Source organism: Oceanisphaera submarina (genome assembly GCF_046521305.1).
GTDB lineage: Bacteria > Pseudomonadota > Gammaproteobacteria > Enterobacterales > Aeromonadaceae > Oceanimonas > Oceanimonas submarina.
The window spans coordinates 62180-85666 of record NZ_JBKGFN010000013.1 but is presented as its reverse complement, the minus strand read 5'-3'; the positions used below and the strand labels follow the sequence as shown (position 1 = coordinate 85666).

General features: G+C 58.2%; 22 protein-coding genes. 4 read left to right on the top strand and 18 right to left on the bottom strand.

The features are described 5' to 3' along the window. Window positions 1-37: 37 nt before the first annotated feature. Together ACLEIV_RS13215 and pomA are read right to left on the bottom strand one after the other, a co-directional pair. Window positions 38-931 carry a flagellar motor protein MotB gene (locus tag ACLEIV_RS13215; protein WP_410457105.1) on the bottom strand — a complete coding sequence of 298 codons (894 nt, stop codon included), beginning with the start codon at window positions 929-931 and terminating at the stop codon, window positions 38-40. Further along, window positions 931-1686, bottom strand: a complete 756-nt coding sequence (gene pomA / locus ACLEIV_RS13210; protein ID WP_410457104.1) for a flagellar motor protein PomA — start codon at window positions 1684-1686, stop codon at window positions 931-933. The genes ACLEIV_RS13215 and pomA overlap by 1 nt, the downstream gene beginning before the upstream one ends. Window positions 1687-1924: 238 nt before the next feature. On the opposite strand from pomA, the gene xseB reads away from it, so the two are divergent. From xseB to dxs, 3 genes are read left to right on the top strand one after another with little or no spacing between them, the layout of a single operon-like run. Further along, the gene (gene xseB / locus ACLEIV_RS13205; protein WP_410457103.1) at window positions 1925-2170 is read left to right on the top strand and encodes an exodeoxyribonuclease VII small subunit; all 246 of its coding nucleotides are present in this window, start codon (window positions 1925-1927) and stop codon (window positions 2168-2170) included. A gap of 1 nt (window position 2171) precedes the next feature. Beyond that, window positions 2172-3062: a (2E,6E)-farnesyl diphosphate synthase gene (gene ispA / locus ACLEIV_RS13200; RefSeq protein ID WP_410457102.1), complete on the top strand. Its 891-nt coding sequence runs from the start codon at window positions 2172-2174 to the stop codon at window positions 3060-3062. A 21-nt stretch (window positions 3063-3083) separates the two neighbouring features. After that, the gene (gene dxs, locus ACLEIV_RS13195) at window positions 3084-4949 is read left to right on the top strand and encodes a 1-deoxy-D-xylulose-5-phosphate synthase (RefSeq protein ID WP_410457101.1); all 1866 of its coding nucleotides are present in this window, start codon (window positions 3084-3086) and stop codon (window positions 4947-4949) included. 170 nt (window positions 4950-5119) lie between these two features. On the opposite strand, the gene cobU is transcribed toward dxs, so the two are convergent. From cobU to ribH, 11 genes are all read right to left on the bottom strand, one after another. Beyond that, complete coding sequence (gene cobU, locus ACLEIV_RS13190) at window positions 5120-5635, bottom strand: bifunctional adenosylcobinamide kinase/adenosylcobinamide-phosphate guanylyltransferase (protein WP_410457100.1); 516 nt, start codon at window positions 5633-5635, stop codon at window positions 5120-5122. 91 nt (window positions 5636-5726) lie between these two features. Then, entirely contained in the window at window positions 5727-7820 is a 2094-nt protein-coding gene (gene fusA / locus ACLEIV_RS13185) for an elongation factor G (protein ID WP_410457099.1), read from the bottom strand. A gap of 447 nt (window positions 7821-8267) precedes the next feature. After that, a complete protein-coding gene (locus ACLEIV_RS13180; protein WP_410457098.1) occupies window positions 8268-9542 on the bottom strand; it encodes a hypothetical protein in 1275 nt (424 codons plus the stop codon). Window positions 9543-9863: 321 nt separating this feature from the next. Then, window positions 9864-10793 (bottom strand): ABC transporter permease, encoded by a 930-nt coding sequence (locus tag ACLEIV_RS13175; RefSeq protein WP_410457097.1) that lies wholly within the window; start codon window positions 10791-10793, stop codon window positions 9864-9866. Between the two features lie 5 nt (window positions 10794-10798). After that, entirely contained in the window at window positions 10799-11773 is a 975-nt protein-coding gene (locus ACLEIV_RS13170) for an ABC transporter permease (RefSeq protein ID WP_410457096.1), read from the bottom strand. An 80-nt stretch (window positions 11774-11853) separates the two neighbouring features. Further along, complete coding sequence (locus tag ACLEIV_RS13165) at window positions 11854-13410, bottom strand: ABC transporter substrate-binding protein (protein WP_410457095.1); 1557 nt, start codon at window positions 13408-13410, stop codon at window positions 11854-11856. 20 nt (window positions 13411-13430) lie between these two features. After that, window positions 13431-15170: a dipeptide ABC transporter ATP-binding protein gene (locus tag ACLEIV_RS13160; protein WP_410457094.1), complete on the bottom strand. Its 1740-nt coding sequence runs from the start codon at window positions 15168-15170 to the stop codon at window positions 13431-13433. Window positions 15171-15662: 492 nt separating this feature from the next. Then, entirely contained in the window at window positions 15663-16142 is a 480-nt protein-coding gene (locus tag ACLEIV_RS13155; protein WP_410457093.1) for a phosphatidylglycerophosphatase A family protein, read from the bottom strand. Continuing rightward, on the bottom strand, window positions 16139-17110 hold the full coding sequence (gene thiL / locus ACLEIV_RS13150; RefSeq protein WP_410457092.1) for a thiamine-phosphate kinase: 972 nt from the start codon (window positions 17108-17110) through the stop codon (window positions 16139-16141). Before thiL ends, ACLEIV_RS13155 begins: the two co-directional genes overlap by 4 nt. A gap of 47 nt (window positions 17111-17157) precedes the next feature. Next, the gene (gene nusB / locus ACLEIV_RS13145) at window positions 17158-17568 is read right to left on the bottom strand and encodes a transcription antitermination factor NusB (RefSeq protein WP_344964814.1); all 411 of its coding nucleotides are present in this window, start codon (window positions 17566-17568) and stop codon (window positions 17158-17160) included. Window positions 17569-17581: 13 nt separating this feature from the next. Next, on the bottom strand, window positions 17582-18049 hold the full coding sequence (ribH, locus tag ACLEIV_RS13140; RefSeq protein ID WP_477529391.1) for a 6,7-dimethyl-8-ribityllumazine synthase: 468 nt from the start codon (window positions 18047-18049) through the stop codon (window positions 17582-17584). Between the two features lie 685 nt (window positions 18050-18734). Between ribH and ACLEIV_RS13135 the strand changes: the two genes are divergently transcribed. Beyond that, the gene (locus ACLEIV_RS13135; RefSeq protein WP_410457091.1) at window positions 18735-19637 is read left to right on the top strand and encodes a DMT family transporter; all 903 of its coding nucleotides are present in this window, start codon (window positions 18735-18737) and stop codon (window positions 19635-19637) included. Between the two features lie 25 nt (window positions 19638-19662). On the opposite strand, the gene ACLEIV_RS13130 is transcribed toward ACLEIV_RS13135, so the two are convergent. From ACLEIV_RS13130 to ribBA, 5 genes are all read right to left on the bottom strand, one after another. Continuing rightward, window positions 19663-20577, bottom strand: coding sequence for a DUF808 domain-containing protein (locus ACLEIV_RS13130; protein ID WP_410457090.1), 915 nt, complete (start codon window positions 20575-20577; stop codon window positions 19663-19665). A 28-nt stretch (window positions 20578-20605) separates the two neighbouring features. Continuing rightward, a complete protein-coding gene (locus ACLEIV_RS13125; protein ID WP_410457089.1) occupies window positions 20606-20953 on the bottom strand; it encodes a HopJ type III effector protein in 348 nt (115 codons plus the stop codon). A gap of 52 nt (window positions 20954-21005) precedes the next feature. Next, window positions 21006-21674 carry an alpha/beta hydrolase gene (locus ACLEIV_RS13120; RefSeq protein ID WP_410457088.1) on the bottom strand — a complete coding sequence of 223 codons (669 nt, stop codon included), beginning with the start codon at window positions 21672-21674 and terminating at the stop codon, window positions 21006-21008. Between the two features lies 1 nt (window position 21675). Beyond that, the gene (locus ACLEIV_RS13115) at window positions 21676-22233 is read right to left on the bottom strand and encodes a HutD/Ves family protein (protein ID WP_410457087.1); all 558 of its coding nucleotides are present in this window, start codon (window positions 22231-22233) and stop codon (window positions 21676-21678) included. A gap of 142 nt (window positions 22234-22375) precedes the next feature. Continuing rightward, entirely contained in the window at window positions 22376-23485 is a 1110-nt protein-coding gene (ribBA, locus tag ACLEIV_RS13110; protein ID WP_410457086.1) for a bifunctional 3,4-dihydroxy-2-butanone-4-phosphate synthase/GTP cyclohydrolase II, read from the bottom strand. Window positions 23486-23487 lie beyond the last annotated feature (2 nt).

Genomic DNA, 23487 nt, shown 5'->3' with positions numbered 1-23487 from the left:
TAATAACGGCTGCCTTACGCCTTCCACCTCACATCTTTTATTGCGGTGAAAACAGATCCAACGGCGGAGTAAATCTGGGCTTACCCTGGGAAATAGTGATCTCCACTCGCCGATTGCGACGTCGATTTTCGGAGGTATCGTTGGGCTCCAGCGGCCGGGTTCCGGCCATCCCCAGCACCACCATGCGCTCGTCTTCAAAACCCTCCACCCGCATCAGCTGATCCGCCACCGCCAGCGCCCGCTGGGACGACAGTTCCCAGTTGGAACGAAACAGCTCGTTGCGGGTCTGAATATCATCCGTATGGCCGGACACCAGGATCTCGCCGGGAATATCCTTGAGCAGCTTGCCGATCCGGCGCACTACCGGCCAGAACTGAGGCTGCAGGAAGGCAGAACCTGCCGAAAAGGAGGCGTTTTCCTTGATACGGATAATCACCTGCTGCCCCAGCGCTTCTATCTCGATCGCATCCTGCTCTATCGATTCATTCAACGCCTCGGCCAGCTCCTGCGCCAGTGTCATGGTTTGCGGATCGATCTGGGGCCTGTCGGACTGCTCTGCGCCACTCAGGTTGCCGTCTTCTCGGCTTTGCCCGGCCGATCTGTCTTCTTCACCGGGCTGAAAGTCCAACTCGGCCTGGGTGGAATCTGTGGTGTGCTGCATGATGACATCGATGGGTGTCGGCTGCGGCTGTCCGGGCCGAAACTCCAGAGCGATGACCGAAGTACCCTTGGGAATTTCGGTCACTTCAAGCTGGTTCTGTACCCCGAAGGCATACTTCATGCTGCCGGCGACTTGCTTGAACTTGACCACATCCATCTCGGCAAAGGCCAGCAGCAGTACGAAAAAGCTCATCAATATGGTAGCAAGATCGGCAAAGGTCGCCATCCAGGCCGGGGCGCCAGCCGCCGGGGCCTTGCACTTTTTGGCCACTACTCCTCCTTCGTCCGCTTGGTATCGGCCAGGTAGTTTTCCAGCAGTCCCTGCAGTACCCTCGGATTCTGGCCGTCCTGAATGCCCAACACCGCATCCAGGATCAGGGTGCGGTTAAGCCGCTCCTCTTCGGAACGCAGCTCGAGCTTGTCGGCAATGGGCAACGCCAGCATGTTGGCCAGCATGGCACCGTAGAGGGTGGTCAGTAGCGCAATCGCCATGGCCGGGCCTATGGCCTTGGGGTCATCCATGTTCGCCAGCATGGCGACCAGACCAATAAGGGTGCCAATCATGCCCATAGCCGGCGCCACATCCCCCAGCGCCCGAAATATTTTCGCCCCCTGTTCTTGCCGCTCGGCGGTGAGATCGATGTCTTTTTCCAGCGCAGCCTTCACCACATTCTGTTCATGACCATCCACCAGCATGTCCACCGCTTTCTGCAGGAAGGGGTTGGTGATTTCCGCCTCTTCCAGCGCCAGAAAGCCACCTTTGCGGGCCGAGTCAGCCAGCACCACGACTCGCTCTATCAAGTCCTCGGGCTTTTCCAGCTTGAACATGAAGGCCTTGGCCGCCACCTTGGTGGCACCCAGGAACTGGCCCAGGTTGAATTTCATCATGACAACGAAGAGAGAGCCGACAAATACGATAAAAAACGATGGCACATCCACATAGAGGCCAAGGCTGCCGCCCAGGACCATGGCCATGCCGATAAAGGCCATACCGCCGATCAATCCGATAATGGTTGCCAGATCCAAAGCAAGGTCCTCATTGGTTATAACGTGGTTTAGTACGAGGTTGGTACTGTCATAATGGGCCCCAATGTTACCCTGTTACGCCGTGCCTTGTCGCTGTTGGTGTTATCGGCAGCATCAATATTTTCTGAACCAGCAGCAGCGAATCGACCTTTGGAACGAGTCTATATGTTTCGCCAAAAGCGGGACGGCAATGGTACTATTGCCCCCCATTTTGCCGCATAAATGACAGAGGATGCCCGTGGCTACCAAAAAACCTGAAAATATGGATTTTGAAAGCGCCCTCGCAGAACTGGAAAATCTGGTAAACCAGCTGGAAGAAGGTGACCTGAGCCTGGAACAGTCGCTCAAGTCATTCGAGCGGGGCATTCAACTGGTGCGTGCCGGCCAGCTTCGGCTGACCCAGGCAGAACAGCAGGTACAGATACTGCTGCAACAGGACGAAGAACGGCTGGTGGCCTTTACTCCGGGTCAGGAGGAACGCTGAGGTGGGCTTTATTCAATTGCAGCAGCACTACCATGAGCGCATAGCACGGGTACTCGTCACGGCCATCTCCAACCTCGACAACCTGGCCCCCGAGCTTAAAGCCGCCATGGAATACGGCCTGTTACAGGGTGGTAAAAGAGTGCGTCCCATGCTGGTATATGTCAGCGGCGAGCTGCTGGGGCAGGCAAATACCACGGCGCTGGATGCCGCCGCCGCCGCGGTGGAATGCATTCATGCCTATTCGCTGATCCACGACGACCTGCCGGCCATGGACAACGACGATCTGCGACGGGGCAGGCCTACGGTACACAAGGCCTTTGACGAAGCCACCGCCATTCTGGCCGGTGACGCCCTGCAGGCACTGGCCTTCGAGCTGCTCAGCCGGCACCAGAATGGCCTGGGTGCCGAGCGCCAGTTGCGCATGGTGCAGGAGCTGGCCCGGGCCAGCGGCTATAACGGCATGTGTGGTGGCCAGGCACTGGATATCCAGTGCGAAGGCAAAGCCATCGACCGCGCCACCCTGGAAAGCCTGCACCGCCACAAGACAGGCGCGCTTATCCGTGCCGCCGTGCGCCTGGGCGCGCTCTGCGCCGAGAACATGGAAGAAGCGCACCTGACGGCACTCAGCCGTTATGCCGAGGCCATCGGCCTGGCGTTTCAGGTGCAGGACGATATTCTGGATATCACCGCCGACACCCAGACCCTGGGCAAAACCCAGGGCAAGGATCTGGTGCAGCAGAAAAGCACCTATCCCGCCCTGCTCGGCCTCGACGGCGCGCGCGGGCTGGCGGACGAGCTACACCGGCAGGCGTTGTCGGCGCTGGCTGATATCCCCTATCCTACTCAAACACTGGAAGCATTCGCTCACTACATCGTTAAACGCGATTTTTAGGGCGAGGACAATAATAAGCTTATGAGCCTGAATATTGCCGATTACCCGACCCTGGCGCTGGCCAACCTGCCCGATGAGCTGCGCAGCCTGCCCCAGGAGCGGCTGCCCGCCCTGTGCAAGGAGCTGAGATCCTACCTGCTGCATTCGGTCAGCCGCAGCAGCGGCCACCTGGCCTCCGGCCTGGGGGTGGTGGAGCTGACCGTGGCCCTGCACTACGTCTATAACACCCCCTTCGACCGTCTGGTGTGGGATGTGGGCCATCAGGCCTATCCGCACAAAATCCTCACAGGCCGGCGCGAACGCATGGCCAGCATCCGCCAGTATCAGGGGCTGCACCCCTTCCCCTGGCGGGGCGAGAGCGAATACGACACCCTGTCGGTCGGTCATTCCAGCACCAGCATAGGGGCGGCACTCGGCATGGCCATTGCCGCCGGTCAGGAGCAGCAAGGCCGCAAGGTCGCGGCCATTATCGGTGATGGCGCCATTACCGCCGGCATGGCATTCGAGGCCCTGAACCACGCCGGTGACATTCACAAAGACATGCTGGTTATCCTCAACGACAACGAGATGTCGATTTCGGAAAATGTCGGTGCGCTCAACAATCACCTGGCGCGGATCATGTCCGGCTCCCTGTACAGCAGCCTGCGCGAAGGCGGCAAGAAGGCGCTGGAGATACTGCCGCCGCTGAAAGAGCTGGCCAGACGCACCGAAGAACATCTCAAGGGCATGGTCATTCCCGGCACCTTGTTTGAAGAGTTCGGCTTCAATTATGTCGGCCCCATCGACGGCCACGACATCAATACCCTGGTCGAGACCCTGCGCAACATGCGCAAGCTCAAGGGTCCGCAGTTTCTGCACATCATGACCCGCAAGGGCAAGGGCTACCTGCCGGCAGAGCAGGATCCTATCGGTTACCACGGGGTACCCAGATTCGATCCGGCCGAGAGCGCGCTGCCGAAGACGCCCTCCTCCGGCCCCAGCTATTCCACCATTTTCGGCAACTGGCTATGCGACATGGCCCGAGCCGATGACAAGCTGATGGCCATTACCCCGGCGATGCGTGAGGGCTCCGGTCTGGTGCGTTTTTCGCGGGAATTTCCCAAACGCTATTTCGATGTGGCCATCGCCGAACAACACGCGGTGACCCTGGCCGCAGGCATGGCCATCGAGGGCAGGAAGCCGGTGGTGGCCATTTATTCCACCTTCCTGCAACGGGCCTACGATCAACTGATCCACGACGTGGCGCTGCAGGAGCTGGACGTGCTGTTTGCCATCGACCGGGCCGGTATCGTCGGTGCCGACGGTCCCACCCATCAGGGAGCCTTTGATCTGAGCTTTATGCGCACCGTGCCCAACATGGTGATCATGACACCGGCAGACGAAAACGAGTGTCGGCAGATGCTCTACACCGGTTACCAGTATCGGGGACCGGCGGCGGTACGTTACCCGCGCGGCAACGGCAGCGGAGCCGACATCGTCGAGCAGATGACGGCACTGGAACTGGGCAAGGGCCGGATTATCCGCCAGGGCAGCAACATCGCCATGCTGAACTTCGGCACCCTGCTGGCCGAGGCCGCCGCCGCCGCCGAACAACTGGATGCCACCCTGATAGACATGCGTTTCGTAAAGCCGCTGGACGAAGCCCTGCTACTGTCGTTGCTGACGGATCACGAGCTATTGGTGACGGTGGAAGAAAACGCCATCATGGGCGGCGCCGGCTCGGCAGTAATCGAGTGCCTGATGCGCAATAAAAAACCGGTACCGGTACTGAACCTGGGACTGCCCGATGTTTTTGTCGAGCAAGGCAGCCAGCAGCAGATTTTGTCCAAACTGGGACTGGATGCCGAGGGTATGGTGCAATCCATTCGGGAATACCAGCAACGCTGAGTTTCAACAAACCTCATTCCGGCCTTGAGCCGGAATCTTCCTGCATACCACTCCAGACCACAAGCGAAGCCAACCGGCTTCGCTTTTTGTTTGCCCGGCGAAGCTGGCAAACGAACAAGGGCCTGCGACGCAGGCCCCGTCGGCTAAAGCGACGGCCACAGACATACTGTTTATAAACCGGGGCCTTTCATGACCAGTGGCAAGCCTGCCGCGGTAAAAATGACTCGCTGGCAGCGGGCGGCCACCGCCTGATGCAAAAAGCCGCTTTCATCGACAAAACGGCGTGAAAGTTCGCCCAGCGGCACTATGCCCATACCGACTTCATTACTGACTATGACCAGCTCACCGCTAAAGTTTTCCAGCGCATTTAAAAAATCCTGCCGCTGTTGTGGCCAGCAGCCTTGATGCAGGCAGTTGCTCAGCCACAGGGTAAGGCAATCTATCATTACCGCCTCGTAATCCTGCAGTACCTCCAATGCATCGGCAAGTGCAACAGGAACTTCAATGGTGTGCCAATGCGCGGGCCTTTGCTGCCGATGTTGGGTAATACGCGTATCCATTTCGGCATCGTTCAAGGCTTTATTGGCGGTCGCGATATAGGCAACCTTGTCACCATGGTGAGCGCAGAGCCGCTCTGCCAGGCTGCTCTTGCCTGACCGAGCCCCACCAAAAACAAATTGTTTCATACAAATCCCATCTTCACTGTTTATTCCAGGCATAAAAAAACCGCTGCCGGAGCAGCGGTTTTTATCAAAGAACTAGCGCTTTACACCAGAATTACTTCTTGGCGTCAGCTGCTTTGCGTTCTTTAACCTGAGCAACAACTTTTTCGGATACGTTGGCCGGGCACGCTGCGTAGTGTGAGAACTCCATGGAGAACTGACCACGACCGGAAGTCATGGTACGCAGTGAACCGATGTAACCAAACATTTCGGACAGGGGTACGTCGGCCTTGATGCGAACACCAGTTACGCCGGCATTCTGATCCTTGATCATGCCGCGACGACGGTTCAAGTCACCGATAACGTCACCCACGTTGTCTTCCGGGCTGAACACGTCAACCTTCATCACCGGCTCAAGCAGTTGCGGCTTGGCTTTGGCGATAGACTGACGGAAGGCGCCTTTAGCAGCGATTTCGAACGCGATGGCCGAGGAGTCAACTGCGTGGAAAGCACCGTCGGTCAGTTCGAATTCAACGTCCAGTACCGGGAAGCCGGCAATGGTACCGGTGTTCATCATGCTGGCGAAACCTTTCTCGACAGCAGGCCAGAATTCCTTCGGTACGTTACCACCAACAACGGATGACTTGAACACGAAACCGGTGTTGGCTTCGCCTGGACGGATGAAGTAGTCGATCTTGCCGTATTGACCGGAACCACCAGACTGCTTCTTGTGGGTGTAGCTGTCTTCCACTTCGGCGGTAATGGTTTCACGGTATGCAACCTGCGGCTCACCCACGATCAGTTCAACACCGTAGGTACGCTTCAGGATGTCTACCTTGATGTCCAGGTGCAGTTCACCCATACCTTTCAGGATGGTTTCGCCGGAATCGATATCGGTTTCTACGCGGAATGACGGATCTTCGGCGATCATCTTGCCGATAGCCACGCCCATTTTCTCGGAACCGCCTTTATCTTTCGGCGCAACGGCGATGGAGATAACCGGCTCGGGGAATACCATGGCTTCCAGGGTACAGGGGTGCTTGACGTCACACAGGGTGTGGCCGGTTTGCACGTTCTTCATACCGATGATGGCGATAATGTCACCGGCCTGGGCCGATTCCAGTTCGTTACGTTCGTCAGCCTGCATTTCACACATGCGACCAACACGTTCGGTTTTACCGGTAGCAGAGTTAAGGATGGTGTCACCCTTCTTGATGCGGCCGGCATAGATACGAACGAAGGTCAGGGCGCCGAAACGGTCATCCATGATCTTGAACGCCAGCGCTTTCAGCGGCGCGTCGGCATCAACGATGGCGAATTCACCGGTCTCAACACCTTCTTCGTCGGTCAGCGGCTGCGGCTCAACTTCGGTTGGGCTCGGCAGGTAGTCAACCACGGCGTCCAGTACCAACTGCATGCCCTTGTTCTTGAACGCAGAACCACAGTAAGTCGGGAACAGAGCCAGGTTACGAGTACCCTTGCGGATGCAACGCTTGATATCGTCAATGGAGGGCTCAACACCTTCCATGTAAGATTCCATCAGGTCATCGTCCTGCTCAACGGCACTTTCAACCAGCATTTCACGGTATTCTTCTACCATGTCAACCATGTCGGCCGGAACGTCTTCGATGGTGTAGTTTTCGGCTTCACCGCTTTCGTCCCAGATCCATGCTTTACGGGTCAAGAGGTCAACAACACCCTTGAACTCGTCTTCAACACCGATAGGCAGCACCATCACGATGGGGTTGGCGGCCAGTACATCACGGGTCTGCTGAACAACGCGCAGGAAGTCGGCACCGATACGGTCCAGCTTGTTGACGAAGATGATACGCGCAACTTCAGAGTCGTTCGCATAACGCCAGTTGGTTTCAGACTGGGGTTCAACACCGCCGGAACCACAGAATACACCGATACCGCCATCCAGAACTTTCAGAGAACGATAAACTTCAACGGTGAAGTCAACGTGTCCGGGGGTGTCGATAACGTTGAAGCGGTGGTCTTTCCAGAAACAGCTTACGGCTGCAGACTGAATGGTAATACCGCGCTCGGCTTCCTGCTCCATGAAATCGGTAGTAGATTCACCATCGTGAGTCTCGCCCGACTTGTGGATTTTACCGGTCAGCTTGAGGATACGCTCGGTGGTCGTGGTTTTGCCCGCGTCAACGTGAGCGAAGATACCGATGTTTCTGTATTTGGATAATTCGGACATGATGCAACTTTTATGGTTGATTAAAGAAGTAGACGGAGCATGTGAAGAGTACCGACACACCGCACATCAGGTTTTTTAGGCGCGTATTATGCATTAGAACCTTGCGGGGCGCAAACGCCAGGACGAGATTGCGAGCGCTTTTTGAACAGTTCAAACACCCGCAGGCGAGCCACCATTGTACCCCCACGGACAGACCGGCCAGACGCTGTCTCCGACTTCTGTCTTCGGCTGCAGGCTCGAGCAAACCTTCGTTTTGTAATCAATGTCTTGCTCTCATATCAGAGGGCACCACTGGCCACTTTGCAGTACACCCAGGCAAACAGGCCGGCAAAGATCAGTACGGTCAGTAACACCTTGAACCAGATAAATTTCACGGTTTTCTCCTGCAACGGGCGCCGACACCGGCGCCATCGATTCCAACGCCTGAATGTTACACCAGAGCCATGATTAATCCACACCGAGCAAAGCGGCCAGCGCCCAGATTGCCAGCACCACCAGCACCGACATCAAGCCCAGATAACTCAGGTTCCAGCGCATGATCTGAAAGGAGTCCACCCCGTAGCGGCCCTGAAAAGCCAGGTTGATGCCGGACAGCGGCCCGGTAGAGGTACCCACCGCCCAGGACGACAAAAACACCAGCGCCAGCAGCGTATGATCAGGCTCAAGCGGGCTTAGCACAGAGCCCGCCAGCGCGATACAGATAATGGGGTGAATGCCCAGTAAGGACAGCAGCACTATCACCAGATAGGTCAGGCTGGCCTCGGTGGCACCAAAGCCGCCGAATGGCAGGGTGCCGCCCCAGCTGGACAGCAGGCTTTCCAGCCCGTAAGCCAGTACACCGGCGGCGAGAAACAGCGCCAGCTCGTTGCCCATCTGGGGCAGGCGACCATTGACCAGTTGCCCCAGCCCCGCCACCGGCGATCGTCTGCCCGCCGCCAATACCAACAGGCTGAACGGGGGCGACAGCAGGGTGATCACCGACAGAATGGACAGCCCTGGCCATAATTGATGAGACAGCAGCACGGCCGCCGCCAGCAGAACCGGCAACATCAGCCCGGTGGCATGCAGGGGATAACCGACAAATTCATTCACCGGTGTCGCCTCCTCCCCGGGTTTCTGGCGGTCCAGCTGCCACCAGGTCAGTCCCATGGCCAGCAGTGCCAGCGGCATGCTGACCAGCCATAGGAAAGCCAGCTTCGCCTGTGGCGCCACGCTTAATGCCACCGCCATGGCGGCGAAAAAGGGCGACCAGAAGGCGGCTGCGGTAAAACCGCGGATCAGCACTATCGCCTGTTCCCGGCTGACACTGCCGTTGCGCGACAGTCGGTCACCGATGATAAACACCGATGACAGATTAATCACTGAGCCAAACAGATGCACTGCCCCCAGGGTCGAGGCGACCGCCTGTCGCCCCCTGGGAAAGCGGGCTTCGCCTTCCTCCCCGGGTCGACTCACCAGCCCGAGAAAACTGACCGCCACCAGCATGGACAACAGACTGCTGTTGCCGGCCACTATGCGCTCGATATCCACCTCGGCGCCCAAGCGCCGGCTCAGCGCCAGACAGCAGGCCCCCACCAGCAGCAGCAACAACGTCTGAATACGATTACGCCGGGCCAACCCCGGCCACAACAACGCCGCCGCACACCAGTACCCAGCACCGGCCCAGCCCGGTGCCACCGGCAGTCCCACCAACCCCGCCACCACCAGCGCCATGGACGTCATGATCAGTATTCCAGCCAGCCGACGGCGCAAAACGAGGGGGAATAACAAGTTCAGGGTGGCGAGCAAGATGGGGCTCCGGAGTGAAAAGCATAAAGGCGGCGATCATACCCTTTGGAGAGGTGCAGGCAAGCGGTAAGCTGCAAGTGGGTGGTAATGGCAGGCACCGCTTTAGCCGGCGCAATCCTTCGGGCACGTCCAGCTCCCGGGCCTGCTGCCCAGCCCCTGCCAGCTGAAGCGGCAGCTACAAAAATGCCGGCTCAAAGGCCGGCATGGCTTACAACGCCGGGCGACTTAAAGCTGACCGCTTGCGGCTACTCATGTTTAGCCTTTGTACAACTTGGGGTTGAACACGTCGCGCAGCCAGTCGCCGAGCAGGTTTATCACCAGCACCAGTATCACCAGATAAATACCGGGGAAGGCGGTGATCCACCAGGAGCCGGAGAAGATATAGCTGAAGCCCATGCTGATCAAGGATCCCAGCGAGGGCTTGTCCACCGGCAGGCCCAGGAACGACAGCGCCGCCTCGCTCATGATGGCGTTGGCCACCTGCACCGTGGAGATCACCAGTATCGGCGACAGGCAGTTGGGCAGTATGTGGCGAAACATGATGCGCATCGACTTGAACCCCATCACCCTGGCCGCCTCCACATACTCCTTTTTCTTTTCCGCCAGCACGGTGGCGCGAATGGTACGGGCATACTGGGGCCACTCGGCCAGGCCGATGATCACCACCAGCATCAGCACCGCATATTCGGCGTAAAAGTCCGCGCCCAGAGTTGCCTGAAACACCGCCGACACGATGATGGCCACCATCATGGTCGAGAATGACAACTGCACATCGGCTATCCGCATCAGCAGGTTGTCGATGCGGCCACCGAAGTAACCGGCAGAGAGGCCGACCACGATGCCGATCACCAGCTGCAGAGCCACCGCGCCCAGGCCGATAATCAGCGACACCCGCGAGCCATAGAGAATGGTGCTCAGAATATCCCGGCCCTGCACATCGGTGCCCAGCACAAAGCGCTCGTCGCCCATCTGCTGCCAGCTGGGCGGCAGCTCCGAGTCCAGAATATCGATGGTTGCCAGATCATACGGATTGTGCGGCGCGATAATCGGCGACAGCAAGGCGGCGGCCAGCAAGGCCACAAACACCGCAAAGCTGACCATGGCCACCTTGTCACGCCGAAAATGATACAGAAAATCCGACTGTCTGAAACGGGCCCACCGGCTCGGGTTAATGTCTGTCGTCATCAAGGTTATCCCTTCGCGGCCAGGTTAACGGTCGGGTTGATCAGACCGTAGATCAAATCGACGATGGTGTTGGTCACCACAAAGATAAAGCCGACGAAAATCACATAGGTGGTGATCAACGGCGTATCCACCCGGTTGATGGCGTCGAGAAACAGCAGGCCAATGCCCGGCCACTGAAACACGGTTTCGGTCAGTATGGTGTAGGCCACCATGGTGCCGATTTGTACCCCTCCTACGGTGATCAATGGCAGCAGGGTGTTCTTCAGCGCATGGATAAACCAGATGCGATACTTTGCCAGGCCCTTGGCCCAGGCAAACTTGACGTATTCCGCACTCAGCTGCTCCAGCATTTCCGAACGCACCAGGCGGATAAACAAGGGCAGCATGATGGACGACAGCGCTATGCTCGGCAGTATCAGGTTGCGAAAGCCCTGCCAGTTGAACAACCCCGACTCCCAGCCCAGCGGGCTGGTCAAGTCGCCGCGGCCATAGGCGGGCAGCCAGCCCAGCTCGATGGAAAACACATACATCAACAGAATCGCGGTGAGAAACACCGGCACCGATATTCCGATAATGCTCACTCCCATCACGGCCCGGGATAAAAACGCCCCGGGCTTGATGGCGGAATAGACCCCCAGCGGTATGCTGAGGGAGATAATGAGGATGCTGGCACAGAACACCAGTTCCAGGGTGGCGGGCAACTTCTCGAAAATCACCTCCAGGGTAGGCTGCTTGTAAAAATACGAGGTGCCAAAATCCCCCTGCAGCGCGTTGCCGATAAAACGGCCGAACTTGATCATGAAGGGATCGTTCAGACCCATTTCGGTACGCATTTGCTGGCGCACCTCTTCCGATACCGACTGACCGACCAACTCGCGCAAGGGGTCGCCCAGATTATCCTGAATCGAAAACGCCACCAGGCTGATAACGAACATCACGATCAGAACCTGAAAGAACCGTTTCAGTAAAAACGTTAGCATGATTTATTCCAACTGCCGGAGGGGAATATAAAACGGGGATCGGACAGCCCTCCCCCCAATGCCATCATCCTTCGCCTGGCTTATTCCTTGACGACCAGGTCACCCAGATACGGGAAGTCCATGGCGTTGACCACCGGCTCGGCTTCTACGTTGTTGCGCGTCCCCCAGGCCAGATTCTGCCAGTGCAGCGGCACGAAGGCAGCGTCGTCATAAAGGATTTTTTCGGCCCGTTGCAGCATCAGTTCCCGCTTGTCGCCGTCGGTTTCCAGGTTGGCGGACTCGATAAGCGCGTCCAGTTCGGGGTTGGCGTAATGACCGCAGTTGTACTGGCCACGACCGGTTTCTTCGTTACGGGTCATGGTCAGGAATTCGGAGAAGTTGGCGCTATCTTCGGTATCCGAGTGCCAGCCAATCATCAGCATGTCGGCGGCACACTTGTCGAACTCCGGCCAGTACTGGGCTACCGGCATCGTCTTGAGATCCACCTCGATATTGATGCGCGCCAACATCGCCTTGACCGCCTCGGCAATACGGTAGTCGTTCACGTAGCGGTTGTTGGGCGCGATCATGCTGATCTTGAAGCCATCTTTATAGCCGGCGTCCGCCATCAACTGCCTGGCCTTGTCGAGATCATAACGCGGTGTCAGCTCGGGGTTGTGGCCCACATAACCGGCAGGTGCCTGCTGGCCGGCGGTGGTGCCGAATCCGCGCATGATACGCTTGACGATGCCTTCCTGGTTAATGGCATAGTTCACCGCCTGGCGCACACGCACGTCTTTGAAGGGCTCGAAGCGTTCCTGGTTCAGCTGGAAGGTAATGATGCGGGTACCCGCCTCGGTTACCAGCTTGACGCCATCGGCAGACTCGACCCGGGCGTGATCGTTGGGCGATACCGGCTTGATGAAGTCCACGTCACCGGCCAGCAGCGCCGCCACGCGGGTGGCGTCTTCCTTGATTGGCACCAGCACCATCTTCTGTACATTGCCGGGCGATGTGGTATCCCAGTAATCGGCATTGCGCTCGTATTCCACCTTCACGCCCTGCTGGCGAAACTTGAGTTTGAAGGGGCCTGTGCCCGACGGGTGGGTCGAGGCAAAGGAACTGCCGTGCTTGATCACATCGGCCTTGTTCTTGCCGTCTGCCGTGGTACCGCTGTAGAACTTCGAGTCCATCGGGAACAGATAGGTCGCGGTATTCAGCACCAGCGGAAAGGGTCCCTTGGTCACCAGATCTACCGTGTGGTCGTCGACCCTGGTGGCGGCGCTGAAAGGTTCGAAAATGGCCTTGAAGTCGGGAGACTCCTTCAGGCGCTTGAAGGTCCAGACCACGTCATCGGCGGTCAAGTCGTTGCCGCTGTGAAACTTGACGCCCTGACGTAGGTGAAAACGCAGGGTATTTTCATCGATGCGCTCCCATTTTTCTGCCAGCCGCGGCTCAATCTTGAACTCCTTGGTCCAGCGCACCAGGGGATCAAACAGCAGGTGCGACATTTCCATGGTGGCGCCGGACAACTGCTCGTGCGGGTCCATCGATACCGGATCCGCGTCGTAGGCGATGGTGATATCCGCCGCCTGCGCACCGAATGCCAGGCCGGCCGCCAGCAGCGCCGCCGTTACTTTGTTGAGTCCTGATTTCATGAAACACTCCGTTGACATCATTAATGTTGGCCCCCTTGGGCATTGGAAATGTCCAGGCCTTCCCGTGACATGCCCTTGAATTCGGGCATCAATGCAATCAATGAGCGGCTGTAGGGATCCGCCGCGTCGGTAAACAGTTGCTCTGTGGGTGCCACCTCCACCAGGGTGCCTTTCTTCATCACCCCGATGCGATCACACATCTGGCGGATCACCGGCAAATCGTGGCTGATGAACAGCATGGTCAGCTTCAGCTCATCCTGCAAATCCTTGAGCAGATTCAATATTTGAGCCTGAACCGACACATCCAGCGCCGAGGTGGGCTCGTCGCAAATCAACAGCCTTGGCCGGGTGGCAAGGGCCCTGGCGATGGAAATGCGCTGGCGCTGACCGCCGGAAAACTCATGGGGAAACTTCAGCCCCGCCGCCCGTCCCAGGCCGACGTAACCGAGCAGATCATCGACGATGCCGCGGATCTGCGCCTGATTCTGTGCCAACTGGTGAAAGTGGATCGGCTCGGCAATGATATCTGCCACCCGCATGCGCGGATTAAGCGAAGAGTAGGGATTCTGGAACACCATCTGCATCTGCCGGCGCAGGGGACGACGCTCCTGCTCGCTCTTGATGGCGGTCAGCTCGATCCCTTCGAACCAGATCTTGCCGGTATCGGGTGGATACAGGCCGGTAATGGCACGGGCTATGGTGGATTTGCCTGAACCCGATTCTCCTACCAGACCGAAGGTTTCTCCTTCATTAATCTCGAAGCTGACGTCGTTGGTCGCCTGCAGATACTGGCGACGTGAAGGAAAAAACGAATCCTTGGTGACGAAGCGCAGGTTGCAGTGCTCTACCCGCAGCAAGGCCCCCTGGTAGCCACGCTGATCCTGGCTCTGGCCCAGCCAATGATGCTTGAGATCCAGGCAGGCTTTTTCTTTGGCGTCTTCGATGTAGGACACCAGCGGAAAGCGCCGCAGCTTGACGTCGGAACGGGGCACGGCGGAGATCAGGCTCTTGGTGTAATCGTGCTCCGGCGTGCCCAGCACTTGGCTGGTGGGGCCGATTTCCATCAGGCGGCCGCGGTACATCACCGCCACCCGGTCGGTGACGTTAGACACCACCCCCATGTCGTGGGTGACCAGCATGCAGCCCACGTTGCGTTCTTTGCACAAATTGCGGATCAGGGTCAGTATCTGATCCTGAATCGACACATCCAGCGCCGTGGTCGGCTCGTCGGCGATGATCAACTCGGGGTCGCAAGACAGGGCGATGGCAATCACCACCCGCTGGCGCATGCCGCCGGAAAACTGGTGCGGGTACTGCCTGATGCGCAACTCCGGCTGGGGTATTCCCACGGCATCGAGCAGCGAAACCGCTTTCTGACGCGCCTGCTCCCGACTCATGTCGGTATTGGCCAGCAGAGTTTCGACCATCTGATATTCCACCGTAAACAGCGGATTGAGCGAGGTCATGGGATCCTGAAAGATAAAGCCGATGCGACTGCCACGGATGGCACGTATCCCGGTCGGGCTCAGGCCGGATATTTTCTCGCCATCCAGATAAACCTCGCCATTGGCAATGCTGCCCGGCGGGCTCAATAGATCGATGACTGCATTGCCGATGGTCGACTTGCCGGCGCCGGACTCCCCGACCACGCCGAGTATTTCGCCTTTTTCGATACAGAAGGAAAGATCATCCACTGCGGCCATCACGCCATGACGGGACGGATATTCAATTCGCAGATGTTTTACTTCTAACAGGGACATGCTCATCCTTAATCGGGCCCGGGCCCTCGCTTGCGCATCCTTCAGCCGAGCAGGCCTCAATGGCAGCCGGTGTGTTGTTGCCGAGCATGGACAGCCGGCAACAAAAAAGCAACATTTGAACGCCATTGTAAGCCTGTCTTCACTCCAAGATAAACCGCAGTTATAGGGATGCAGCTCACAAAATCAGCAAGATATTTCATCTGTTGAATAATCAATAGTATTTATGACTGGATATGTCGTAATAACCAAAAGACTGGCGATAAAAAGTAGGTTTTTGACTCTAAAAATGGCAATAACGCGCGTAAAGTGACAGACAGCGGATACAGGGCAAGCATGGCGTCAGGATATGAATGCTCGACAGGGTTACCATTCGTTGCAAGACCTGCTGGCCTGAGCGAGTGCAACGCGGCTGTCCGAGGTTTGAATACTTGAAGGTTTGACAGCAAGGAAGAATACCGCGCAGCCAGAAACAGAAAGCTGCGCGGCCAATGATTACAGCAGTGTTGCCAGCCCCTGCAGGCAGCCCAGGGCGAACAATCCGGCGATCACGTCGTCGAACATGATGCCGAAACCGCCGTGTATCCGCCGATCGAACCAGCGAATGGGCCAGGGTTTGACGATATCGAAAAACCGGAACAGCACGAAGCCGACCAATATCCACACGGCACCGGCCGGGGCCGCGAACATGGTGATGCCAAAACCGATGATCTCGTCCCAGACAATGGCACCATGATCGTGGCGACCGATAGCTTTGGTAGCCGCATTGCAAATCCAGATGCCGCCCACAAAACCCAACACCAAGATCAGCAGATACCACAGCGGCGACAGCCCCTGTATCAGCAGATAGAGCGGAATCGCCGCCAGGGTACCCATGGTGCCCGGCATAAACGGACTCAGGCCGGAGCCAAAGCCCAGGGCCAGCAGATGCAGCGGGTTGGACAGCTTCAGCGCCGCCAGCTCAGGCTTTCTCATTCGTCACCACTGCGAAAATGATCCCAGCTTTTCGATGCCAGCTGATAAGGACGCCCCTCGGATGTGAGCTCGACGCCCGCTTCACCGGCCAGCATACGCCCGACACGGGTAAACTTGACGCCACAATGAGCCAGCGCGGTTTCGAGCAGTCCCCGGTGCAACTCGGGCACGGTAAAGCACAGCTCGTAATCGTCACCGCCGGTCAATGCCAGCTCCCAGGCCCGCTCCCGCGACACCGTAGCCAGCATGGCCGCACTCAGCGGCAGCTGCTCCAGCTCCAGCTGGGCGCGCATGCCGGAAGCGCGGGCCACATGGGCCAGATCACCGGCCAGACCGTCGGACAAGTCCAGCGCGCTGGAAGCGATATCACGCAGCGCCTGGCCCGCCAGAATCCGCGGATGAGGATGCTCGAACTTGGTGCGAACAAAGTCCCGGTGCGGCTCGGGCACTGTCACCTTGCCCAGCACCTGTTGCAGACCCAGCGCCGCATCGCCCAACGTGCCGGTGACATAAATGCCATCGCCTACGCGGGCGCCGTTGCGCCGCAGCCCCTTGCCTTCCGGCAGGGTGCCATGGACTGTCACGGTAATGGACAACGGACCTCGGGTCATGTCGCCGCCGACCAGCGCCACATTGTAATATTCCGCCAGCTCGAAGAAGCCGGCGCAAAATCCCTTGATCCAGCTTTCGTCGACCTCGGGCAGTGTCAGGGCCAGCGACACCCAACAGGGATCGGCGCCCATGGCCGCCAGATCCGAGAGGTTGACCGCCAGCGCCTTGTGACCCAGGGCCATCGGATCCATATCGGCAAAGAAATGTACTCCGCTCACCAGGGTATCTGTGCTGACTGCCAGCACAGAACTGGCCGGCAACTGTAACAGAGCACAGTCATCTCCCGGGCCCATCAGCACATCCTTGCGGTGACTGGCGACGGTAAAGTAATGTTTTATTATATCGAATTCATTCATATAAAATGAAAAGCCAGCGACTGCTGGCTTTTTTCCCGTGCTTATTGTTATTTTTTCAACTGCTTGATGACTTTATCGAGTACACCATTGACGAACCGATGGCTTTCATCGGCGGCAAAGGCCTTGGCCAGTTCAATGGCCTCATTGATCACCACCCGATAAGGTACATCCTCACGCCGGGTCAGCTCATAGGTGGCCAACCGCAGCACCGCCTTATCCACCATATCCAGCTCGGCCAGCGGGCGCGACAGATAAGGTGAAAACACCGCATCCAGCTCTTTGACATGAACCGAGACCCCAAACAGCAGATCTCGGAAATAATCCAGATCCACCCCTTTGGTGTCCTGTTCCAGCGCAAACTGCTGGGCAATGTCGGCCACGTTATCCTTGGTCATTTGCCACTGATAAATAGCCTGGGTAGCGAGACGGCGGGCCTTACGGCGTTCAGACGGTTTCAATGCAGTACTCCTCTTAGTCCAGCGCTTGCAGGACGTTAATCATTTCAAGTGCGCTGAGGGCAGCTTCCGCGCCCTTGTTACCCGCCTTGGTGCCAGCACGCTCGATGGCTTGTTCTATGCTTTCGGTGGTCAGAACTCCGAAGGCAATCGGCACTTCGAAGTCCATCATCACGCTGGCCATGCCCTTGCTGTTTTCATTGGCGACCAGGTCGAAGTGGTAGGTACCACCGCGGATCACGCAGCCCAGAGCAACGATGGCATCATAGTTCCCGCTTTTGGCGAGCTTTTTACACACCAGCGGCATTTCTATGGCACCCGGTACTCGTACCAGCGTGATGTTGTCATCTTTTACCTGACCCTGGCGCTTGAGCACATCCAGCGCTCCAGCCACCAGGCTGTCGTTGATAAAGCTGTTGAAACGGGCGACGACGATCGCCACCTTGGCCTCGGGAGTGGCCATCAGCCCTTCGATTACCTTCATGGAAATCCCTGTTTGGACAAAAGTGCGCACATTCTAGCACAACCAGAGGGTGACAAAAGCCCAAACACCGGGAGGAAGTTGACACGAGCATTTCACTGAGAATCCCCCTACTCCTCGCTCGGCTTCCTGGAGGATGTCTTGTCCGCTGATGGCGTCTTGCGTTCCCCCTCGGCAACCACGGTTTGATCGCGCAACAGACAGAACCTGGTTTCTCCCATCCCCTGTGATATCCCTGGCGCCGTATCAGTCGCCGACTCAGGGCGCCAAGACCATAAAACAGGGTCAGCACCACCAGGGCCAGCAAGATGTTCGGCAGCAGGCGAATGCCGCCATCCAGCCAGGTATCGAGGCGTTCCAGTATCACCCCCGGGTCCACATCGATGTGTTGCGGCACATCCTGCGGCGTGGCCGCCCCGCTCCCGGCTTCCGTCTGCTCGGCCATCACTGCTTCCTTCTCATCGTCATGAGTCCAGAAAGCTTATGCAGATGAAAGCAGCTTCGCCAATAAAGCCCATTAGTGTCGCCAGCATCACAGGACCTGACGGCTCTGTGTGCAAATAGAGTGAAATAGCATAAAGTAGGGCACTGCCGGCCGTATCCATCATCCCTGCTATGGAACCGCGTACTTCATCCGGCATACCGGCCTGCCTTACCCGCTTTTACCAGAACATGACGAGGGCTATTTATGCTGCCAGAACGGCGCGGCGATCTGTTTATTTTAACGGCGACTCTGCTGGCGTCTGCCGGCTGGCTGTTTTCCAAGGAGGCGATCGCCGGCCTGCCCCCCGCCGGCTTTGTGGGCTGGCGCTTTGTGCTGGCAGCCCTGCTGCTGCTGCCGTTTTGCTATCGTCAGTTGCGCCAGACTTCCACAGGGCTTTTGCTCAAGGCTGCCGCCATCGGCCTGGTGATGACCCTTAACCTGATATTCTGGATTCAGGCTATCTCCCACAGCGAGGGCATCGGGGAAGGCGCCTTTATCATGAGCCTGGCCATGCTGATGGTGCCCCCCCTGGCCTGGTTGATCTTCAGGGAGCGGCCAAACCGGCAGTTCTGGCTGGCCTTGCCCATTGCCATCGCCGGTCTGTTTCTGCTGACCATGGGCTCGGGTCTGAGTCTGTCTCTTAGCCAGTTATTGTTTTTGCTGGCCTCTCTGTCGCTGGCCCTGTATTTCAACCTGAACAGCCGCTTTTCCCGACGCATAGATCCCATGGCGCTCACCTGCGTACAGCTGGCGGTAACCGGCGTCATGCATCTTGGTTATTCCGTCCTGTTCGAACAGTGGCCCGAGGTTATCGAGCCCGAAATATGGGGATGGTTTGCCGCCAGCGTGCTGCTGGCCACCTCGCTTCGATTCGTCTGCCAGAGCACCGGACAAAAATACAGTAACGTGGCCAATGCGGCACTTATCATGATGCTGGAGCCCATATGGACGGTGCTGATCAGCGTGTTCTGGTATCAGGAGCCGATGCCGATAGAGAAGGTGTTTGGCTGTGTGCTGATCCTGCTGGCCTTACTCAGCTATCGCAGTCGCAACCTGCTGGCCTGGTATCGCAGCCGCCAGGCGTTAAATGTGGGAGCTAAGAGATAAGCGAAGCTGGCGGCGGGGCCCGGATTCAAGCGCGCTTCAGCCGGCCGGCCCCTTTTACCAGCAGCAGTACCAGAATGCCCGCCAGAATACCGACGATGCCGTTCAGCAGCATCGGCGCCAGCCAGGACAGCGACCCGCCCAGTAACGACAGCCCCTGGGTCCAGTCTTGGATCTGGGTCTCGGCGCCGGGGATGCCGTGCACCAGGATGCCGCCCCCCACCAGAAACATGGCGGCGGTGCCCACCACCGACAGGCCTTTCATCAGATAGGGGCAGGCCGACAGCAAGGTCCGGCCCAGCAGCTGCAACAAACCGGTTTTCTGGCTCAGGTAAAGACCCAGATCGTCCAGCTTGACGATACCCGCCACCAGACCGTAAACCCCAACCGTCATCAGCAGGGCGATACCCGTCAGCACCGCCACCTGCAATCCGAAACCGGCGCCGGCTACCGTGCCCAGGGTGATGACGATGATCTCGGCCGACAGAATAAAATCGGTACGAATCGCCCCCTTGATCTTGTCTCGCTCCAGCGCCACCAGATCCACCGTCCCCTGCTTTTCCATTTGCTGGATCCCGACCAGATGACGATGTTCGTCACTCGCCCTGTGCAGAAAGGAATGCACCAGCTTTTCCACGCCCTCGAAGCAGAGAAAAGCGCCGCCCAGCATCAGCAAGGGAATGATGAGCCAGGGCGCCAGCGCGCTGATCAACAGCGCCGCCGGCACCAGAATCAGCTTGTTGCGCAGCGATCCCCTGGCCACGGCCCATACCACCGGTATCTCGCGCTCGGCCCGTACCCCCGAGACCTGCTGGGCGTTGAGCGCCAGATCGTCTCCCAGCACGCCGGCTGTTTTCTTGGCCGCCACCTTGGTCATCAGCGATACATCATCCAGCAGGGTGGCGATATCATCAATCAGGGTCAACAAGCTGGCAGCGGCCATGGCAGTATCCTTTTGTGCTCGGGAGTTATCAGGCTTTAGGCGTTAACGGCTGACCGGCAAACTCGATACCACCCCAGCCACTGTTGATGAAGTTACGGATATTCTGATGATCCTGTCCACCCGGATTGCCCAGTACATCATCCCGATAGAAGGCGCCGAAACAGGCCAGGGTCTGCTGCTGGTTGAAGCCCTGCAGCCTGGCGAAGGCGAACAGCTTGCAGGAGCCGTTGTTCTGCCCGGCCTCGTTACGTACTTCACCGTTGGTGAAGCCGGTGGGGGTAAAGTCGTACAGGCTCTCGATCACCGCCATGGTGTCGGCAAATTCGATGATCTCGGGGTGGTTGTCCAATTGCTGCTGCAGTTCATTCAGGTTCATCTTGTTTCCTTGATAATACGATTAAAAATCAGCTCTTGATTAACGCCGGCCATCAGTCCTGCAACTGCAGACAATGGCACAGGAAGCGGGAGATATCGGCAATTTCGGCGGCGCACACGCTGTGCTCCATCGGATAGCCGTGGTATTCGGGCACAAAACCCCATTGCTGCAACTGCTGACAGGCTCGCTCGCCCAGCAGTTCCGGCACCACGCCATCCCGGCTGCCGTGCAGAATCTGCACCGGCAGATACTGGTTGGCCTCATGGCGCTGCAGGCTGTCGGCGGTGGCGAGGTAGGTGGACATGGCAATCAAACCGGCCAGCGGCCGGTGATAGCTTAATGCCGCCTCATAGGCCACGGCGCCCCCCTGGGAAAAACCGGCCAGCACGATGCGGCGGCTGTCGATGCCCTGGGCCGTCTGCTGTTCGATCAGTGCCTGTATCGCCAGGGCCGAGCCCCGTAACTGCGGCTCATCCACTTCCCGCTCCAGGCTCATGGCCAGAATGTCGTACCAGGCCGGCATCGGCAGCCCGCCGTTGATGGTCACCGGGATTTTGGGGGCATGAGGGAAGATAAAACGGATGGCGCTGCCTTCAGGCAAGTTCAGCTCGGGCACAATCGGCTCGAAGTCGTGACCGTCGGCACCCAGGCCATGCAGCCAGATCACACAGGCGTCCGGGGTCGGTACCGTGTCTCGCACAATAAAATTCAGTGTTGTCATCTCAGACTCCGCTCAGAGGGTAAAGGGTGATATCGACCAAGATGGCACCCTGCTCGTCGGCAGCCAGATCCAGGCGGTCGCCCGGTGCCAGCACCCACAACTCGGGCTCGGCGTTCTCGCCGGTCGAGTGACGATACAACAAACGTGGTGTCACGCTGTTGCAACGATAAATCTGCCCCGGCGCCAACTCATGCACCTGCACCCCGACGCGCCCCCAGCGACGGTCGGTCATCACATTGAAGTCCAGACACTCGCCGCCCAGCAGTCGGCAGTTCACCGCTTCTTCGCCGGCAAAGGCCAGCGGCACGAAGGGGGTATCCATGATTTGTTGGCTACCGTTCATGTCCAGCTCGAAGCCGGCGCCGTCTACCAGCATCAGGATACGGTCGATGCCGGGAAAGAAAGAAAAGGGGCCGCTTTGCCCCACCCGGGCCATCGACACCCGCAGGCCGAAGTCGGCCCCCTGCTCGCTCGGCAGCCGATACAGCTCCCGGGTGACGCCACCACCGTTTTTCCAGGGCATGTCGATAAAATCGCTCGGTCCCAGTCGTATTGCCATCGGTTATAACCCCGTATGCTGCCGTGATAAGAGAAGGGAGTCATTGTTGACGCTCACGCGGCAAAACTCAATCGTCGAATACGAAAAAGCCCGCTGTCGCGGGCTTTCAAGCCGGTTATCCAGGGTCTTTTGTCCCTGATCATCAGTCGATGATGTAGTCGACCACTTCCAGGCCGAAGCCGGACAATGCATGGTAGCGCCTGGGTGAGCTGAGCAGCTTCATCTTGCCCACACCCATGGCCTGCAGTATCTGCGAGCCGACGCCGACCCGGCGGGAAGTGCCCTGGCGCTTGGCGCCTTCCGGGCGCTCGCCACGATCCACTGCCTCGAACTGGCGCACTAGCGACAACAGGTGGTCCGGTGTTTCTTCCCGACCGAGGATCACCAGCACACCGCCTTCGTCGGCGATGCGGGCCATCGACTTGCCCAGCGGCCAGGTACGCGCCGAGTGACGATCTGTCATCAGCACATCGGTAAACATGTCGTGAATATGCACCCGTACCAGCGCCGGCACCTCGGGCTTGATTTCGCCTTTTCTCAGGGCGAAATGCACCTGATTGTCGATGGTGTCACGAAAGGTCACCAGCTCGAAATCACCGTACTCAGTGGGCAGGCTACAACGGGCTACCTGCTCTATGGTGGTTTCGTTCTGGTTACGGTATTCGATCAGATCGGCGATGGTGCCGAGCTTGATACCGTGCTCCTGGGCAAAGACTTCCAGATCCGGGCGCCGGGCCATGGTGCCGTCTTCGTTGAGGATCTCGACGATCACCGACGAAGGCTCGAGTCCGGCCAGTCGAGCCAGATCACAGCCCGCTTCGGTATGACCGGCGCGGGTCAGCACACCACCGTTCTGGGCCTTGAGCGGAAAGATATGCCCCGGCTGCACCAGATCGGACGGCTTGGCATCCTTGGCCACGGCCGTCTGTACCGTATGGGCGCGATCGGCGGCGGAAATGCCGGTGGTCACCCCTTCGGCGGCTTCGATGGACACGGTGAAGGCGGTGGAAAACTGCTCTGTGTTACGGCTGACCATCTGGGGAATATCCAGCTGACGGCAACGGGCTTCGGTCAGTGTCAGGCAAATCAGGCCCCGACCATATTTGGCCATGAAGTTGATGTCTTCCGGCCGCACATGCTCGGAAGCCATGATGAGATCACCTTCGTTTTCCCGGTCTTCATCATCCATCAGAATGACCATTTTGCCCTGACGGATATCGTCGATGATTTCCTGGGTACTACTTAAAGCCATGG

Coding starts and splice junctions, on each gene's coding strand:
- dxs (WP_410457101.1), top strand. CDS start 3,084: ATGAGCCTGAATATTGCCGATTACCCGACCCTGGCGCTGGCCAACCTG.
- cobU (WP_410457100.1), bottom strand. CDS start 5,635: ATGAAACAATTTGTTTTTGGTGGGGCTCGGTCAGGCAAGAGCAGCCTG.
- fusA (WP_410457099.1), bottom strand. CDS start 7,820: ATGTCCGAATTATCCAAATACAGAAACATCGGTATCTTCGCTCACGTT.
- ACLEIV_RS13180 (WP_410457098.1), bottom strand. CDS start 9,542: ATGACGTCCATGGCGCTGGTGGTGGCGGGGTTGGTGGGACTGCCGGTG.
- ACLEIV_RS13175 (WP_410457097.1), bottom strand. CDS start 10,793: ATGACGACAGACATTAACCCGAGCCGGTGGGCCCGTTTCAGACAGTCG.
- ACLEIV_RS13170 (WP_410457096.1), bottom strand. CDS start 11,773: ATGCTAACGTTTTTACTGAAACGGTTCTTTCAGGTTCTGATCGTGATG.
- ACLEIV_RS13165 (WP_410457095.1), bottom strand. CDS start 13,410: ATGAAATCAGGACTCAACAAAGTAACGGCGGCGCTGCTGGCGGCCGGC.
- ACLEIV_RS13160 (WP_410457094.1), bottom strand. CDS start 15,170: ATGTCCCTGTTAGAAGTAAAACATCTGCGAATTGAATATCCGTCCCGT.
- ACLEIV_RS13155 (WP_410457093.1), bottom strand. CDS start 16,142: ATGAGAAAGCCTGAGCTGGCGGCGCTGAAGCTGTCCAACCCGCTGCAT.
- thiL (WP_410457092.1), bottom strand. CDS start 17,110: ATGAATGAATTCGATATAATAAAACATTACTTTACCGTCGCCAGTCAC.
- ribH (WP_477529391.1), bottom strand. CDS start 18,049: ATGAAGGTAATCGAAGGGCTGATGGCCACTCCCGAGGCCAAGGTGGCG.
- ACLEIV_RS13135 (WP_410457091.1), top strand. CDS start 18,735: ATGCTGCCAGAACGGCGCGGCGATCTGTTTATTTTAACGGCGACTCTG.
- ACLEIV_RS13130 (WP_410457090.1), bottom strand. CDS start 20,577: ATGGCCGCTGCCAGCTTGTTGACCCTGATTGATGATATCGCCACCCTG.
- ACLEIV_RS13125 (WP_410457089.1), bottom strand. CDS start 20,953: ATGAACCTGAATGAACTGCAGCAGCAATTGGACAACCACCCCGAGATC.
- ACLEIV_RS13120 (WP_410457088.1), bottom strand. CDS start 21,674: ATGACAACACTGAATTTTATTGTGCGAGACACGGTACCGACCCCGGAC.
- ACLEIV_RS13115 (WP_410457087.1), bottom strand. CDS start 22,233: ATGGCAATACGACTGGGACCGAGCGATTTTATCGACATGCCCTGGAAA.
- ribBA (WP_410457086.1), bottom strand. CDS start 23,485: ATGGCTTTAAGTAGTACCCAGGAAATCATCGACGATATCCGTCAGGGC.